The sequence below is a fragment of the Planotetraspora silvatica genome (genome assembly GCF_016863315.1).
Taxonomy (GTDB): domain Bacteria; phylum Actinomycetota; class Actinomycetes; order Streptosporangiales; family Streptosporangiaceae; genus Planotetraspora; species Planotetraspora silvatica.
The window spans coordinates 50,787-66,671 of record NZ_BOOQ01000001.1; the positions used below are offsets into that span (position 1 = coordinate 50,787).

At 69.9% G+C, this 15,885-nt stretch carries 15 protein-coding genes; 9 read left to right on the plus strand and 6 right to left on the minus strand.

The genetic code is table 11. The annotated features are described in order from the left end of the window. Window positions 1-16: 16 nt before the first annotated feature. From Psi02_RS00240 to Psi02_RS00250, 3 genes are all read left to right on the plus strand, one after another. On the plus strand, window positions 17-838 hold the full coding sequence (locus Psi02_RS00240; RefSeq protein ID WP_239094478.1) for an MEDS and STAS domain-containing protein: 822 nt from the start codon (window positions 17-19) through the stop codon (window positions 836-838). Beyond that, window positions 826-1,752: an anti-sigma factor RsbA family regulatory protein gene (locus Psi02_RS00245; RefSeq protein WP_203970596.1), complete on the plus strand. Its 927-nt coding sequence runs from the start codon at window positions 826-828 to the stop codon at window positions 1,750-1,752. The genes Psi02_RS00240 and Psi02_RS00245 overlap by 13 nt, the downstream gene beginning before the upstream one ends. A 112-nt stretch (window positions 1,753-1,864) precedes the next feature. After that, window positions 1,865-2,914, plus strand: a complete 1,050-nt coding sequence (locus Psi02_RS00250) for a glycosyltransferase (RefSeq protein WP_203970597.1) — start codon at window positions 1,865-1,867, stop codon at window positions 2,912-2,914. A 37-nt stretch (window positions 2,915-2,951) separates the two neighbouring features. On the opposite strand, the gene Psi02_RS00255 is transcribed toward Psi02_RS00250, so the two are convergent. After that, complete coding sequence (locus Psi02_RS00255) at window positions 2,952-4,007, minus strand: PucR family transcriptional regulator (protein ID WP_239094476.1); 1,056 nt, start codon at window positions 4,005-4,007, stop codon at window positions 2,952-2,954. Window positions 4,008-4,090: 83 nt separating this feature from the next. Between Psi02_RS00255 and Psi02_RS00260 the strand changes: the two genes are divergently transcribed. From Psi02_RS00260 to Psi02_RS00270, 3 genes are all read left to right on the plus strand, one after another. Then, a complete protein-coding gene (locus tag Psi02_RS00260; protein WP_203970599.1) occupies window positions 4,091-5,002 on the plus strand; it encodes a proline dehydrogenase family protein in 912 nt (303 codons plus the stop codon). Window positions 5,003-5,033: 31 nt separating this feature from the next. After that, on the plus strand, window positions 5,034-6,725 hold the full coding sequence (gene pruA, locus Psi02_RS00265) for an L-glutamate gamma-semialdehyde dehydrogenase (RefSeq protein ID WP_203970600.1): 1,692 nt from the start codon (window positions 5,034-5,036) through the stop codon (window positions 6,723-6,725). 330 nt (window positions 6,726-7,055) lie between these two features. Next, entirely contained in the window at window positions 7,056-7,886 is an 831-nt protein-coding gene (locus tag Psi02_RS00270; protein WP_203970601.1) for a GNAT family N-acetyltransferase, read from the plus strand. A 79-nt stretch (window positions 7,887-7,965) separates the two neighbouring features. Here the strand turns inward: Psi02_RS00270 and Psi02_RS00275 are convergent, their stop codons facing one another. From Psi02_RS00275 to Psi02_RS00290, 4 genes are all read right to left on the minus strand, one after another. Further along, window positions 7,966-8,838 carry an LLM class F420-dependent oxidoreductase gene (locus Psi02_RS00275; RefSeq protein ID WP_203970602.1) on the minus strand — a complete coding sequence of 291 codons (873 nt, stop codon included), beginning with the start codon at window positions 8,836-8,838 and terminating at the stop codon, window positions 7,966-7,968. A gap of 83 nt (window positions 8,839-8,921) precedes the next feature. Next, the gene (locus tag Psi02_RS00280) at window positions 8,922-9,338 is read right to left on the minus strand and encodes a PPOX class F420-dependent oxidoreductase (RefSeq protein WP_308442193.1); all 417 of its coding nucleotides are present in this window, start codon (window positions 9,336-9,338) and stop codon (window positions 8,922-8,924) included. Window positions 9,339-9,789: 451 nt separating this feature from the next. After that, window positions 9,790-11,550, minus strand: a complete 1,761-nt coding sequence (locus Psi02_RS00285) for a thiamine pyrophosphate-binding protein (RefSeq protein WP_203970604.1) — start codon at window positions 11,548-11,550, stop codon at window positions 9,790-9,792. After that, window positions 11,547-12,320: a cyclase family protein gene (locus tag Psi02_RS00290; protein WP_203970605.1), complete on the minus strand. Its 774-nt coding sequence runs from the start codon at window positions 12,318-12,320 to the stop codon at window positions 11,547-11,549. Before Psi02_RS00290 ends, Psi02_RS00285 begins: the two co-directional genes overlap by 4 nt. 372 nt (window positions 12,321-12,692) lie before the next feature. Between Psi02_RS00290 and dhaK the strand changes: the two genes are divergently transcribed. The 3 genes from dhaK to dhaM all read left to right on the plus strand — a co-directional run bounded on the left by dhaK (window position 12,693) and on the right by dhaM (window position 14,826). Then, window positions 12,693-13,685 (plus strand): dihydroxyacetone kinase subunit DhaK, encoded by a 993-nt coding sequence (dhaK, locus tag Psi02_RS00295; protein ID WP_203970606.1) that lies wholly within the window; start codon window positions 12,693-12,695, stop codon window positions 13,683-13,685. 104 nt (window positions 13,686-13,789) lie between these two features. Then, window positions 13,790-14,419 carry a dihydroxyacetone kinase subunit DhaL gene (gene dhaL, locus Psi02_RS00300; protein WP_203970607.1) on the plus strand — a complete coding sequence of 210 codons (630 nt, stop codon included), beginning with the start codon at window positions 13,790-13,792 and terminating at the stop codon, window positions 14,417-14,419. Continuing rightward, window positions 14,419-14,826, plus strand: a complete 408-nt coding sequence (gene dhaM / locus Psi02_RS00305) for a dihydroxyacetone kinase phosphoryl donor subunit DhaM (RefSeq protein ID WP_239094477.1) — start codon at window positions 14,419-14,421, stop codon at window positions 14,824-14,826. The genes dhaL and dhaM overlap by 1 nt, the downstream gene beginning before the upstream one ends. A 561-nt stretch (window positions 14,827-15,387) precedes the next feature. Here the strand turns inward: dhaM and Psi02_RS00310 are convergent. Next, window positions 15,388-15,639: a Smr/MutS family protein gene (locus Psi02_RS00310; RefSeq protein WP_203880454.1), complete on the minus strand. Its 252-nt coding sequence runs from the start codon at window positions 15,637-15,639 to the stop codon at window positions 15,388-15,390. Window positions 15,640-15,885 lie beyond the last annotated feature (246 nt).

Sequence of the window (15,885 nt, forward strand, 5' to 3'; positions counted from 1 at the left end):
GTCCGCCGTGCTGCGCATGGCACCAGGAGAGCACCGGTCGGTGGCCTTCTCCGACGAGGCCGAACTCGAGCCCGTGCTGGCGCCGTTCGTCCACGAGGGGCTCGCCGGCCGGGACAAGGTGCTCTACGTCACCGACGTCACGCATCCCGCCGTCGCGACCGGGCTGCTGCGCGGCTGGGGCATCGACCCCGACGCGCACGCGGGACGGCTCGAGGTGCGCACGCTGGGCACCTCCGACCCCGATGTGATGGTCGCCCAGCTCACCGAGACCGCGTACCGGGCGCGTGACGAGGGGTACCGCGCGCTGCGTTTCACCGGCGAGATGAGCTGGGCCGTCCGTGAGGGGACCGACAGCCTCACCGCCTTCGAGACCAAGGTCCAGGCCCTGTTCGACTCGGGCGTCGCGATGGGGGTCTGCCAGTACGACCGGCGGGTCTTCCCGCCCGTCACCTTGTCGGAGCTGCAGCGCCTGCACCGGGGAACAGATGTGAACCTGGAGTTCGACGGCGCCCTGTTGCGCATCCGCCGCAGCGTCGACCCGCCGGGGCTCGAACTGGACGGCGAGATCGACGCCAACGCGGTCGACGAGCTGACCAGGGCGCTGGCGTCGGCCGTGCGCCGGGAGCCGGGCGACGTGCACGTGGACATGGGCCGGATATCGTTCATCGACCTGTCCGGCCTCAGGGCCCTGGTCGACACGGCGACGTCTCTGAAACAGGGCAGGTCCCTCGTGCTGGATCGAGTGCCGGAACACGTCGCGCAGCTGATCGGCCTGATCGGCTGGGACAAGGCGCCGGGGCTGCGCGTGCGAGGAGGGGACGCCCGATGGAGCAGATGATTCATCAGGCGAGCCTGTACGGCTCGGATCAGGAGTTCCTCGAGATGGCGGTGCCGTTCGTGCGGGACGGCCTGGCCAACGGCGAGCCCGTCCTGGTGACCACCACGTCGGGCAACCTCGAACTGCTCGGCGAGGCGCTGGGCGAGGACGCCACCCGGGTCGACCACGCGGAGACCGCCTACTACGGCCGCAGGACGGCCCAGCGCGCCACCGCGTTCACACGGTACTGGCGGCGCAACAGCGGTCACCGGCGGGTGCGGATCCTCGCCGAGCCGGTGTGGCAGGGCAAGTCGACGCGTGACGTGCTGGCGTGGAAGCGGATGGAGTCCGGTCTCAACGTCCTGCTCGATGACACCGGGATCTGGATGATCTGCCCCTACGACACGCGTGCGGTCGGCGCGGGCATCGCCGAGGACGCGCTGCGGACCCATCCGTCGGTCAGCGCAGACGGCAGGACGGCACGGCCCTCGGCCACCTACGCCGATCCTCTCGACTTCATCGGCCGGTGCGACGCGGCGCCGCTGGCCGCGCCCCCGGCGGGCTCGGTGAGCGCCCCCCTGGACGAGATCAACGACGTCCGCCGGTTCGTGGCCGCGGAGGCGCGCCGCCGGGGTCTCACCGAGGAGAGCGCCTCGTTGCTGGCCGTGGCGGCGCACGAGGCCGCCCGCTATCTCGGCACCCCGCTGACAGCGGGCATGTGGGAGGACTTCGGGGCGGTGGTCTGCGACCTGCGGCGGCCGGGGAAGGCGATCTCCGACCCGCTCGCCGGATTCCGGCCCCCCGGTCCCATCGAGCGGGCCGAGGACGGGCTCTGGCTGGCCAGGCAGGTCTGCGACCATGTGGATGTCCGGTCCGACGCCACGGGCTGCACGATCAGGCTCCAGACGGCGGGACCGCGGCTGCAGACGGGATGATTTTCCCGATTAGGTGTTTAGCTCGATCCAGGCTACGGTAAACACGCTTACATAGATCGTGCCTAAGACGCAGGCACACCTTTTCAAGCGCCTTTCTGCCTTGAGGTGTGCCATGGATATCGCGATCGTCTCCGCTCACGAGCTCACTCCCGACACCCCCGCCCTCGCACGCGAGCTGGCGCGGGGCCACCGGGTCACCGTATACACACGTTCCAAGGCCAAGGGTGCCGGAGTGGAACATGTCCCGGCCGGGCCCGACATGGAGCTCTCGGAGAGCGACCTTCTTCCGTACATCTCGGACTTCAGCGACGGATTGCGGCGGCGGTGGAGCAAGAGCCGTCCCGACATCATCCACGCCCACTCCTGGTCCAGCGGGCTCGCGGCCATCGCCGGATCCGAGGGGCTCGGCGTGCCGGTGACCCAGACGTTCCACGGCCACGGGGACAGCGCGACGCCCGCGACCGTGCGCCGGCTGGAGTGCGCGATCGGCCGGCGGGCCCGCGCCGTCATCGCCGCGTGCGCGGACGAGGAGTCGGAGCTGATCCGGATGGGCGTCCCCCGGCGCAACATCTCCGTCGTGCCCCACGGGGTCGACACGCAGCGCTTCCGCCGTCAGGGGCCTGCGTTCCCGCGCGGGAACATGCCCCGCCTGCTCCACGTCGGGCACGCCGGGGCGGCCAGCGCCGTCGACGCGCTGGCGTCCGTCCCCGAGGCCGAGCTCGTGATCGCGGGCGGCGACGACCTCAGCGTCGAGCGGCTGCGCGCCCTCGCCGGCGAGTACGGCGTCGCCGACCGGGTGGAGCTGCTGGGCATGGTGCCCCACACCGCGATGCCGAAGCTCATGCGCAGCGCCGACCTGATCCTTTCGCTGCCCTCCAGCGTGCCCACGGGCACGGCCGCGCTCGAGGCCATGGCGTGCGGGATCCCTGTGATCGCCTCGGCCGCCGGCGCCCACCTCGACTCGGTCGTCGACGGCGTGACCGGCTTCCTGATCCGCCCGGACCACCCGGCCGAGGTGGCGGGCCGGATCCGTCAGCTGCTGGGCGACCCGACCCTGCGGACGGCGATCGGCTACGCGGCCGCCGACCGGGCCCGTTCGCGGTACTCGGTCGAGCGCATCAGCATGGAGCTCCTGCGGGTCTACGAGCGGACCTGCGCCTAGCCCGGAGCCGTTCCCGCGATCACCGGTCCCCCGTGGGCTACACGCCCCGCGGGGGACCGGTGATCGCGGCGGCCTTCAGCGAGAGGTGGAGGAGCAGGCGGTTCTCGCCGTCGGCGAGGTCGAGGCCCGTGAGCCGCTCGGCCTTGCGGAGCCGGTAGTACAGCGTCTGGCGGTGGACGCCGAGCCGCCCGGCCGTCTCCCCCGCGTGACCGGACCGGTCCAGATACTCCTCGACCGTCGCGGCCAGCCCTCCCCCTGCCGCTGTCAGCGCCGCCGACTCGGCCGCCAGTTCGGCGAGCTCACGGTGGGCGAGCCTGGCCAGCAGGCGGTAGACGCCGAGGTCGGCCCAGGTCGCGACCGGGGCGTGCCGCTCCACATGCTCGGCCACCCGCAGCGCGACTACGGCCTCCCGCCAGCTCTCCCACGCCTCCTCCGCGTCGTCCCTGACCCCTCCGGCCCCGGCGGCGGTGCCGTACATCTCCTGGAGCCTCCGCGCGACCTCGCCGGCCTGCGACGCGGGTGCGAGCACCGCGAGAAGCGCCTCGTCCGGAGCCGGCTCGGCGAGCACGCCGCGCGGGAGCGTCCACAGCGCGGCCGCCCGCCCGGGCGAGGTCCGTACGGCCATCGCGACCACGGGGCCCTCCGCCTCCACCCCCGCGGCGGCCCGGGTGGCGGAGTCGGCGGAGAAGAAGTCCCTGAGCCGGGCGTGCCTGCCCCGCGCCTCGTGCGCGAGAAGCGCGGCGGCGCGGTCCACGAGCGGCGTCACCGAGGCCAGCCGTTCGTCGGTCAGCGCTCCCGAGTCGAGCAGCCACAGGTAGCCGTAGTTCACCCCGCCGTGCCGCAGGGGCACGCAGACCCGGCCGAGCATGCCGGGAAGGCCGGGAATCCGGACCGGGCCCTCGGCGGTGGCGATGCCGTACGCCTCGAAGTGGGCGCGCACCTCGTCGGTGGCACGCCTGCGGAGGATCGACTCCTGGCGGACCGTGTCGATGTCCCCGCTCTGCGCGCCGTACGCCAGAAGATTGAACGAGCGGTCTTCCAGCGTCACCGAGGCGTCGAGGATCCGGGCGATCTCGTCGGCGATGTCTTGCATCCCTCCATTGTTGTGCATCTGTATGAAAACGCTGTGGCGGATGTCCGTGGACCACCTGTGAGCTGCGGATTTACTCTTTCCCCATGTTCGGTTCGCTGCTTCTGGCAGGCTCACGGAGCCCGCTCGCCCGCCGGGCGGTGTCGGGCTTCCCCCTGACCCGCAAGGTCGTCGACCGTTTCGTCGCCGGTGAGTCACCCGACGACGCCGTCGCCGCCACCCGGCGCCTGACGGACGCCGGGCTCTCGGTCACGATCGACCACCTCGGCGAGGAGGTCCGCGACACGGGTGCGGCGATCGACGCGGTCAAGGCCTATGTGACCCTGCTCGGCGCGCTCCGGCCGCTCGATCTCGGCCGGCAGGCGGAGGTGTCGGTGAAGCTGTCGGCGCTCGGGCAGGCGCTCGACGCCACCATGGCACTCGATCATGCCCGGCAGATCGCCGCGGCCGCCCGCGACTGCGGCTCCACGGTGACGCTCGACATGGAGGACCACACCACCGTCGACTCGACGCTGGACATCCTGCGCGCGCTGCGCGAGGACTTTCCCGAGACCGGTGTCGCCATCCAGGCCTACCTGTTCCGCAGCGAGGCCGACTGCCGTGATCTCTCCGGGTCGAGGGTGCGCCTGGTGAAGGGCGCCTACCGTGAGCCCGCCTCGGTCGCCCACCAGAAGAAGACCGAGGTGGACATGGCCTACGTGCGCTGCCTCCGGATCCTCATGGCGGGCACCGGCTATCCGATGGTGGCCACCCACGACGACCGGCTGATCGCCATCACCGAGTTGCTGGCCGACCGGAACGACCGGGACCGCGAAAGCTTCGAGTACCAGATGCTCTACGGCATCCGGACCGACAAGCAGGAGGCGCTCGTCGGCGCCGGGTCGCAGACCCGGGTCTACGTTCCCTACGGCGACGACTGGTACGGCTACTTCATGCGCCGCCTCGCCGAGCGTCCGGCCAATGTCGGTTTCTTCCTCCGCTCCCTGAGCGGCAAGTAATTCTCTGATCGGCGAAATAGAGGGGTCAGCCATGGATGCGATCACCAGTGTTCCGGTACCGGCCAACGAGCCGGTGCGCGGTTACGCGCCCGGCACCGCGGGGCGCGGCGAACTGGAGAACCGGATCAAGGAGCTCACCGGGGCCCGGCTCGACCTCACGATGACGATCGGCGGCGAGCGGCGTCTCGGCGGGGGCGCTCCGATCGACGTCGTCCAGCCGCACAACCACGCCTCGGTGCTCGGCACCACGGCCGACGCGACGCCCGCCGACGTCCGCGCGGCGATCGACGCGGCGGCCCAGGCGGCGCCCGCATGGCGGGCCCTGCCGTTCGAGGAGCGGGCCGCGATCTTCCTGCGGGCCGCCGACCTGCTGAGCGGGCCGTGGCGTGCGACGCTGAACGCCTCGACGATCCTCGGGCAGTCGAAGTCGGCCCACCAGGCGGAGATCGACGCGGCGTGCGAGCTGATCGACTTCTTCCGCTTCAACGTGTCGTACGCGCGGCAGCTGCTCAGCGAGCAGCCGCTGTCGTCGGCCGGGGTGTGGAACAGGATGGAGTACCGCCCGCTGGAGGGCTTCGTTCTGGCGATCACGCCGTTCAACTTCACCTCCATCGCCGCGAACCTGCCGGCTGCTGCGGCGTTGATGGGAAATGTCGTCGTATGGAAGCCGTCGCCGACGCAGCAGTTCTCCGCGCACTTCCTCATGCGCCTGTTCGAGGCCGCCGGCCTGCCGCCCGGCGTGATCAACATGGTGACCGGCGGCGGTGCGGCGGTCTCCGAGGTGGCGCTGCCGCATCCCGACCTGGCCGGCATCCACTTCACCGGCTCCACCGCGACCTTCCAGCACCTGTGGCGCACGGTCGGTGAGGGCATCACGGGCTACCGGAGCTATCCGCGGCTCGTCGGCGAGACCGGCGGCAAGGACTTCGTCGTGGCCCATCCGTCGGCGTCGGCCGACGTGCTGTCGACCGCGCTGATCCGGGGTGCGTTCGAGTACCAGGGCCAGAAGTGCTCGGCGGCGTCCCGGGCGTACGTGCCGCGGTCGCTCTGGTCGCGCATGCGCGACGACCTGGTCTCCGCGGCCGAGTCGCTCACGATCGGCGACGTGTCCGGCGACCTGTCCACGTTCCTGGGCGCCGTCATCGACGCGAGGGCGTTCGCCAAGCACAAGGACGCCATCGACCGGGCCCGCGCGACCGGCTCGATCGACGTGCTCACCGGGTCGTACGACGACTCCACGGGCTATTTCGTGAAGCCGACCATCCTGGAGTGCTCCGACCCCACGGACGAGATCTTCGTCAAGGAGTACTTCGGCCCGATCCTGTCGGTCCACGTCTACGACGACTCGTCGTACGACACGGTGCTCGACCAGATGGAGAGCGCCGCGCCGTACGCGCTGACCGGCTCGATCATCGCGCAGGACCGGCACGCCATCACGGACGCCACGGAGCGGCTGCGCTTCGCGGCGGGCAACTTCTACATCAACGACAAGCCCACGGGCGCGGTCGTCGGCCAGCAGCCGTTCGGCGGCGCGCGGGCCTCGGGCACCAACGACAAGGCCGGCTCGATCTTCAACCTGATCCGGTGGGTCAACGCCCGCACGATCAAGGAGGCGTTCGTCCCTCCGGTCGTCGACGGGCCGTACCGGGGTGACGTGCCGCAGAGCGGCTCGCCGCAGCCCGACCTGGGCGGCCTCGGCTACCCGGACGGCGCCGCCGGATAAGGGACGGCCCCTTTCGCTCGCGAGCCGCTCGGTCAACGTCGCCCGAGCGGCTCGCGCCGTCATATGAACGCCCTGCGGTGCCGTACGAGGGAGTGCCTTCTGGCGGCGCGGCTGACGGCCCTCGGCTGACGGCGCGGGGCGACGGATGCGCGGGCGCCGGGCGCGGGGCGACGGATGCGCGGGCGCTGGGCGCCGGGGGACCGAACACGCTTTTTCGGCATGTTTCTATCGGTAGATATCCACGGACCCTATTTTCCCTGCGTATTCTCATCCTGCGTGTCGCCTCCGGCCGCTCGCGCCATCCGCTCCGAAGCCGAGAGGAGACCGGCCGTGGACCCTCTGACGGCGGTCGCCGAACTCGCCGAAGCCGAATCCCTGTACGCGCTCATCGCCCCCGCGCCCGAACCCGCCCGGACCTCGCTGGGCATCGCGTCCGCCCGCATCGGCGGGGGCGTCGCGTTGTCGATGCGGCACGACTCCACCGGCTATTGGAGCAAGGCGCTCGGGTTCGGGTTCGACGAGCCGGTCGGCCACAAGCTGATCGCCGAGGTCTGCGACTTCTATCGCGAGCAGGCGAGCCCGGGCGCCGTTCTGCAGATCGCCCCCGCGTGCCTGCCGCCCGAGTGGCCCGGCATCTGCGCCGCGCAGAACATCTCCGCCGGATCGACCTGGGTGAAGCTGGTCCGCGCGGCCGACATCGGAACGTTCCCACAGGTTCGGACGGACCTGCGCGTCGCCGCCGTGGGGAAGGACGAGGTCGCCGAGTGGGCCGCGGTCCTGCTGCGGGGCTTCGGCATGGCCGTGGAGGACATGGCGCCGGTGCTGGTCCACGGCGTGGAGAGCGGCCGATTCCGCGCCTATGCCGCCTGGAGCGGGCACGACATGGTCGGCGCCGCCAATCTGCGCGTGCATGGAGACACCGCTTCGTTCTCCGGTGCCTCCACGCTGCCCGAGCATCGCGGCAGCGGCGCGCAGTCGGCCCTGCTGGCCGTACGGGCCCGCGACGCCGCAGCGGCCGGCTGCCGATGGCTCGTCGCGGAGACCTGGAAGCCGGCCCAGGACACGTTGAACTCGTCACTGAACAACATGCTGAGGGCCGGCTTCACGGTCATCCATCCCCGCCGGAACTGGCTCTGGAAGCCGGACGGTCTGCCGGCCTGACGCGGGACCGGCGGGGACCGGGGACCAGCGGGGACCGGGGACCAGCGGGGACGGGCGACCGGGCGGGGACGGGGGATGCTCAGAGGCCGGCGACCGCCGGGATGACCTGGCCTCCGATGATCTCTAGCGGCTCGAGGCGGTGGGCCTCCTTGACCTGGCCGATGGCATGGCTGAAGCCCATCTCGGCGAACCCGCCGAGGTCGTCGACTATCCGCTGGGCGTTCTCACCGTTGTCGCCTACGTCGTAGCGGTAGTAGACGGTCTTCTCGATCTCGTCGTAGTCGCGGCCCTCGGCCTCGCAGTGGGCCCGGAGCACGTCCAGCTTCCGCGCCAGGTCGGGGCCGGGGAACAGATTGCAGGCCTGCGCGTATCGGGCCACCAGACGGAGGGTCTTCTTCTCCCCGCCTCCGCCGATGAGGATCGGAGGGTGCGGCCGGGTAAGGGCCTGAGGCGAGTTGAGCGGCCGTTCGAGCTGGTAGTGCCGGCCGTGGTAGGGCTTCTCGTCGTCCGTCCACATCTGCAGGCAGATCTGGACCGTCTCCTCCAGGCGCTCGAGCCGTTCGCGCGTCTCGGGGAAGGAGAATCCCAGTCCGCGCGACTCCTCGTCGTTCCACGCCGCGCCGACCCCCAGCCAGGCGCGGCCGCCGGAGAGAACGTCGAGGGTTGTGACGATCTTGGCAAGCAGGCCGGGCTCGCGATAGATGGCCCCGGTGACGAGAGTGAACAGATCGGCCCTGGTCGTGTGGGCGGCCAGGTAACCGAGGGTCGTGTAGGCCTCCAGCATCTCGCCCTCGCTGGGACCCACGCTGCGGATCTGGAAGAAGTGATCCATCACGGCGATGGCGGCGAATCCCGCGTCATCGGCGGTCTTGGCGATCGCCGCCAGGTCCGTGCCAAGGGTGGCGGGGCCGCCGGGGTAGGTGAAATCGGGGATCTGTAGTCCAATTTTCATTTATTCCTCCTATTACTTACTTACACCTCTTGCCTTGGGCGCACAAAGCCCCATCGCTCACAGATTTTCGAAGACGGGGGGCGTCAGGCCGCTATGTTCCGGATCGCGACGACCCGGTCGATCCTCAGCCTGACGAGCAGTTCGCCCGGCACGCCGTTGCGCTCGCCGAACTCCCCGGCCCTGTCCTGGCCCATGTAGCGGCCGCCGATCACGGACGCCCACTTGATCAGGTCGTCGAGGTCGGACGAGATGGTCACCTCACCCTCGATCATGACGAAGGCGTACGGAGCGCGGTCGTCGTCGACGCACAGGGTCGCCCGGGGATCACGCTGGAGCGCCTTCCCCTTCACGCCGGTCTCGCCGGTGTTGAACACCACGTCGTCGCCGTCGAGGACGAACCAGATAGGGGTCACATGGGGCCGGCCGTCCGCACGGGCGACCGCCAGCTTCCCGGTCCGGGTACCCGTCATCACGAACTCGCGCCACTCGGCATCCGTCATGACTTCCATCCCCCAAACCTACGCCCACCCCCCTCCGCCGTGATCATGCACCCCTTCGGCGATTGCCGCGCCGACCGGCGCAAACCTGGGCCGTGATCATGCACGGATTCGGTGATCAGGTCGGCGAGCAGGGCGAACGCCTTTCGTGATCATGCACGGATTCGCTGGCATGGCCGATGACCAGGCACGATGACTTTCGTGATCGTGCAGACAATCCTCAGACTCGCCCTTGCCTTGCCGGAATTGCATGATCACGAAGTGATTCCGCGCTGGTCAGGTGGCGCCTCTCCGAATCCGTGCATGATCACGGACGATGTTTCCGCAGGTCAGGTGCCCTGTGGGCGAATCTATGCATGATCACGCCGGGTGTTGGCGCAGGTCGGCGTGGCAGTGGCCGAACCTGTGCATGATCACGCGAGAGTTGTGCATGATCACGAGGGGGGTTGGGGGGTCAGTGGCCGCGGAAGGCTTCTTCGAGCCACCAGGCGCCCTTGTCGGCCGTCACCTTGGCGTGGACCACCAGGGGCTTGTCCCTCGGGCCCTTGAGCCACTCGGCGACGTCCGCCAGATCGGCCCTCTCCCGTACGGCGACAGCCTCACAGCCGAACCCTCGCGCGATCCCGGCGATGTCCACCGGCGGGAACCTGACCGTGTCGAGCGGGAACCCGTCAGGCCCGAAATGGTGCACCTCGGCCCCGTAACCCTGGTCGTCGTAGACCACGACCACCATGGGGATGCCCAGCCGTACGACCGTCTCGAGCTCTCCGACGCTCATCAGCAGGCCGCCGTCGCCCAGCGCGGCGACGGGCAGCCGGTCAGGCCGGGCCAGCGCCGCCCCGATGGCGGTGGCCAGGCCGAGCCCGACCGACTGGAACGCCTGGGTGAAGCAGAAACCGCTTCCGTCGGGGACCGACATGAACATCGTCGGGTACCCCATGAAGTTGCCCGAGTCGATGGACACGATCCTCTCCTCGGGCAGGAGATCGTCCAGCTCGATCGACAATGTCCGGGGGTCGATCCGGCCGTCTCCGCTCAGATCCTCGTACGGAACATCCCGCCAGCGGACCTCACTGGCGATCCGCCCGGCGAGCTCGGGGCTGCGATAGCCGGTCGTCGCCTCACCGGGCTCAGCCGGAGCCAGCAGGGCGCCCACCGTCCGCGCGATCTCCCGCACGTCTCCGACCACGCCCAGGTCGACCGGGCGGTTGACACCGACGGCGTCGGGGTCGATCTCGACCTGGACGACCTTGGCGTCCGGCCCGATGAGCGTGCCGTGCCGCGTGGTCCACATCGTGAAGGAGCAGCCCCATCCGACGACGAGGTCGGCCGCGCCGATGAGCTCCGCCGCCAGCGGGGACGCGAACCCGCCGCTCACGTCAAGATCCCACGGGCTGCCGTGGAAGTGCCCCTTCGCGACCGCCGAGGTCGCGAACAGCGCGCCGACGCGTTCCCCCAGCGCCTCGAGTTCCTTGCGGGAGCCGCGCGCGCCGCGTCCCGCCACGAACACCGGACGCTCCGCGGCCGCCAGCAGGCCCGCCAGCTCCGCCACGGCTCCGGAGACGCCGGGGCCCCCGCTCGGCGAGCCCGAGGCGATCGGCTCCTCCGCGTTGGACTCCTGTACGCCCGGAAAGGTCAGACCCCATGGAGGCGGGACGAGGCCCGCCGCCTCCTGGCGCCTGCTCCCCCGTCCCGCGCGCAGTTCCTGTACGGCGTGCACGACGTCGTCGGGCAACTCTTCGGCCTGGACGTCGAGGGGCAGGTTGAGCAGCACCGTACGGCGGCCGAGCAGGGCGGCGAGGTAGGCCATGACCGTGTCGTCCACCACGGTCTCCGCCGAGCCCACCCTGGCCCCGTGCGCGCCGACGGCGGCCGCGAGCGCGGCCTGGTCGATCCGGAAGTTCGAGCGCGGCGAGGTGGCCTCGGCGGCCAGGACCAGCAGAGGTGTGCGGCTCTTGGCGGCCTCGGTGACGCCGGTCAGGGCGTTGGTGAGACCGGGCCCCTGGTGCACGCTGAGCACCGCGACGGTGCCGCTCATCCGCGAATAGGCGTCCGCCATGGTGGCGGCGCCGCCCTCGTGCCGTGCAGCGACGTAGCGGACGCCCTGCTCGGTCAGGGCGTTGGTCACGTGGAAGTTGCCGCTCCCGACGACGCCGAAGGCCGCGCGGACGCCCAAAGAGGCGAGCACGGTGCCGACGGCCTCCGCGACGTTCATCTCTCCACCAGGGCGAGGACGCGCGTCGGGCTGCCCGAGCCGCCGACGATCGGCAGCGGACCCGCGATCACGACCGCTCCCGTGGGCGGCAGCCGGTCGAGGTTGCGCAACTGGGTCAGGCCGTACTTGCCGGCTCCGAGCAGGAACGAATGACACGGGAAGGCGGGGTCGAACGAGTGCGCCGCACCGGCGTCGGTGCCGACGGTCTCCACACCGAGTCCCGCGATCGGGGTCTCCTCGGCGAGGTAGCGGGCACACTCGACCGAGATGCCCGGTGTGTGGGGCCCGGTCTCGTCGGCGTTCAGGAACTCGGCCTGGTCGTGCGCCCGGACGTCCCAGCCGGTCCGGTAGAGGAGCCAGCCTCCGTCAGGCAGCGGACCGTGCTCCTCCTCCCACTGCTTGACGTGGTCGATCTCGAGGAGGAAGTCGGGGTCGCGCCGCGCCTCGGCGACGAAGTCGAGCACCACGGCCGGCGCGATGAGCTTGGAGACGGCGACCTGGGAGATGTCCTCTCCGTCCCTGGCCGTCACCCAGTGATTCGGGGCGTCGAAGTGGGTCCCGACGTGTTCGCCGGTCGTGAAGTTGTTCCAGTACCAGGCCGGGCCCCGGTCGTCGTACCGGCTGATCTCATGGAGCGCGAAGGGCACCGTCTGCCCGAACTGCTCGGGTAGCAGGAGGATCGGCGTCGTCCCACTCAGCGGCGCGGTCAGGTCGAGCACCTCGATCCCACCGGTCCGGATGCTCTCCACCAGTTCGCGCAGCACCGACATGCCGACTCCCATCTGTCAGGATGGGAAGATCCTCCTACACCCCACTCCCGAATGCCAGATCAGAATCGGCCCGCTCTGGTCCGGCGTCCGCACTCCCGGATCACATTCCGCATGTGCCGAACTTACGTCTACATCACACAGCCAACGCCAACAATTCGGACTTATTGGCATAAATAGACATTGGGCATAGCATCGGAAAACCTGGTCTACCCAGACGACAGCACCGGTGTTCCGAGCCCCCAGAGGGTCCTGAACGAGGGTCCGTTGCGGCTCGGCGTACCTGACGTGGCGGGATGCCCGCGGCGCGACCGCTTGCCGTCATCGCGGACGGGGCACAAGTTGGCCTTGAGAACGGACAAGGACGGCGTGGTCATGAAGAAACTCATCAACAGCGTCGACACGATCGTCACCGACACCCTCCACGGCGTGGCGGCGGCGCATCCCTCGCTCCGCGTGGACATCGAGAACCGGGTGATCTACCGGCGGGACGCTCCGCGCCAGGGCAAGGTCGGGCTCGTCTCCGGCGGCGGAGCCGGCCACGAGCCGCTCCATGGCGGTTTCGTCGGGTACGGCATGCTCGACGCGGCCTGTCCCGGTGAAGTCTTCACCTCACCCGTCCCCGACCAGATGATCGAGGCGTCCAAGGGGGTCGACGGCGGAGCCGGAGTGCTCCACATCGTCAAGAACTACACGGGCGACGTGCTCAACTTCGAGATGGCGGCCGAGTTGTGCGCCGACGAGGGCATCGAGGTCGCCAGCGTCCTGGTCAACGACGACGTCGCCGTCCAGGACTCCCTCTACACCGCCGGCCGCCGCGGCACCGGGGCCACCCTGTTCGTCGAGAAGATCGCCGGCGCCCTGGCCGAGACCGGCGCCCCGCTCGCGGAGGTCGCCCGCCTGGCCCAGGAGGTCAACGAGCGCAGCCGGTCGTTCGGAGTCGCCCTGTCGGCGGGCACGGTTCCCGCCGCCGGCAAGCCGACGTTCGACCTGTCCGACACCGAGATCGAACTCGGCATCGGCATCCACGGCGAGCCCGGCCGCACGCGCAGCACCCACCGGGAGGCCCGCGAGATCGCGCGGCTGGCCATGGACGCCATCAACGACGACGTCCCCCTTTCCGGCGACACGCTCGTCCTGCTCAACGGGATGGGCGGCACGCCGCTTCTGGAGCTCTACATCGTGTACGCGGAGGTCGCCGCCTACCTTGAGGAGAAGGGCGCGACAGCCGTACGCCGCCTGGTGGGCAACTACGTCACCAGCCTCGACATGCAGGGCTTCTCGGTCAGCGTCTGCCGTCTGACCGACGAGCTCACCCGGCTCTGGGACGCTCCGGTGGAGACGCCGGGGCTCCGCTGGGGCCGCTGATCCCCAATCTCCCCGACTCCCGCCCGGGACACTCGCCGGAAGGCGACGATCGAAGCCCGCGGAGAACCCGCTGACAGGAAACGCCGTGCAGCAAGGAGCCACCGTTGGACACATCCTTCTTCCTGGCCTGGATCAAGGAGGCCGCGACAGCCGTACAGGCCGAGCGTGATCACCTCACCCAGCTCGACGCCGCGATCGGCGACGCCGACCACGGCGCCAACCTGGACCGGGGCTTCGCGGCCGTACGGCAGGCCTTGGCGGACACGCCCCCGGAGACGCCGGGGGCGGTCCTGGTGCAAGCCGGCTCCGCGCTGATCCGCAAGGTGGGAGGAGCGTCCGGCCCGCTGTACGGCACGGCCTTCCGGCAGATGGGCCGGGCACTGGGCGACGCTCCGGAGATCACGCCTGCCGGCCTGGTCACGGCGCTGGAGGCGGCCCAGGAGGGGGTCCAGAAGCTCGGCGGGGCCGCCGAAGGCGACAAGACCCTGGTGGACGCGTTCGCTCCCGCTGTCAGGGCCTTGGCGCAGGCCGTACAGGACGGGGCGAAGCTGGAGGACGCCCTGGAGACGGCCACGACCGCAGCCGAGGAGGGCGCGCGGGCGACCGTCCCGCTGCAGGCGCGCAAGGGACGGGCCAGCTATCTCGGCCCGCGCAGCGTGGGACACGAGGATCCGGGAGCCGCGTCGACGGCGCTGATCTTCGCCGCGCTGCGGCGGGCGGCCGGGCAGGCGTGATGGACGACCAGGCTCAGGCTCAGGCTCAGGCGATGGTCGGGATCGTCATCGTTTCGCACAGCGCGAGGCTGGCCGAGGAGGTGGCGGCGATCGCGCGGGAGATCGGCGGGGAGAACGTGCCGGTGGCCGCGGCCGGAGGCACCGACGACGGCGGTCTCGGTACGAGCCTGGACAAGGTGATCGCGGCCATCGAGAGCGTGGACCAGGGGGCGGGGGTCGTGCTGATCCCCGACCTCGGCAGTTCGGTGCTGACCGCCAAGCTGGTGGAGGAGCCGGGGTCCGTGGTGATCGCCGACGTACCGCTGGTGGAGGGCGCCATCGCGGCGGCGGTCACGGTGGGCGGAGGGGCGTCCCTGCCGGAGGTCCTCGCCTCCGCCGAAGAGGCCAGAACCTTCCGCAAACTCTGACCGACCCCACCCCCCGCACTCCCCCGCGTGATCATGCACAGGTTCGTACGGATGCCTCCTCACGTGCGGAACCCCCGGGCGTGATCATGCACGAATTCGGGTCAACGTCCTCCCACCTGCGCATTCGTCGGGCGTGATCATGCACAGATTCGGAGAAGTCGCGGCTGAACTGCGCCATCGTCAACGGTGATCATGCAGAGTGCCAAGACGGGGGCGCCTCCCGACTCACGTGGTACGGCCGGCAGGAACTCGCGCATGATCACGATCCCTGTCGGCCCTGATCAAGACACCGATCACAGAAGATGCGCATGATCACGATCGGAGTCCGTGCCGGTCGGGCGGCACCACGCCGAACCCGTGCATGATCACGCTTGAAGTTTGCGCACGCGAGACAAGGTCTAAGCGAATCTGTGCATGATCACGCAGAGAGAACGCGCAGGTCAGACCCACCCCACACGAATGTGTGCATGATCACGGCGACGGTCCGGGCCGGTCAGGCGGGGTGCCGCCGAACCTGTGCATGATCACGCGGGAAAGTGATCACGCGGGAAAGAAGGGGGGTTACCAGCGGAAGTAGACGAAGAGGCGGCCGTGGTTCTTGGCGTCCTTGTCGATCCGGTGATAGAGCGCCTTGATCTCCTTCTGCTCCAGGAATCGCAGCACTTTCTTCTTCAGCTGTCCCGAGCCCTTGCCCGGGATGATCTCCACCTGGGTGGCCTTCTTCTGGACCGCCTCCTGGATGATGCCGCGCAGCGCCCGGTCGATCTCGCCGCCCTTGTTGTAGATGTCATGGAGATCCAGCTTGAGCTTCACGGATCGAGTCTAAAGGGCCGCCGCCAGGCCGAACGATTACCAAACGCCCCGCAAAATTGCCGTAAAGAACGATCTAGCCGCATAAATGATCGTTAGTTAGACTCCCTGTCAGGATCGGCCGCCCACCCGGGGGGCCGTTCGCTCGTCGCCCACCGGGGAGGGGCTCGTACCTTCCCATGCCATCTGGGCGGCGCGACGCCTCCATTCCTGTGTGCCTCGAGTGCCTGCAGCACTACAGGGAGGTGT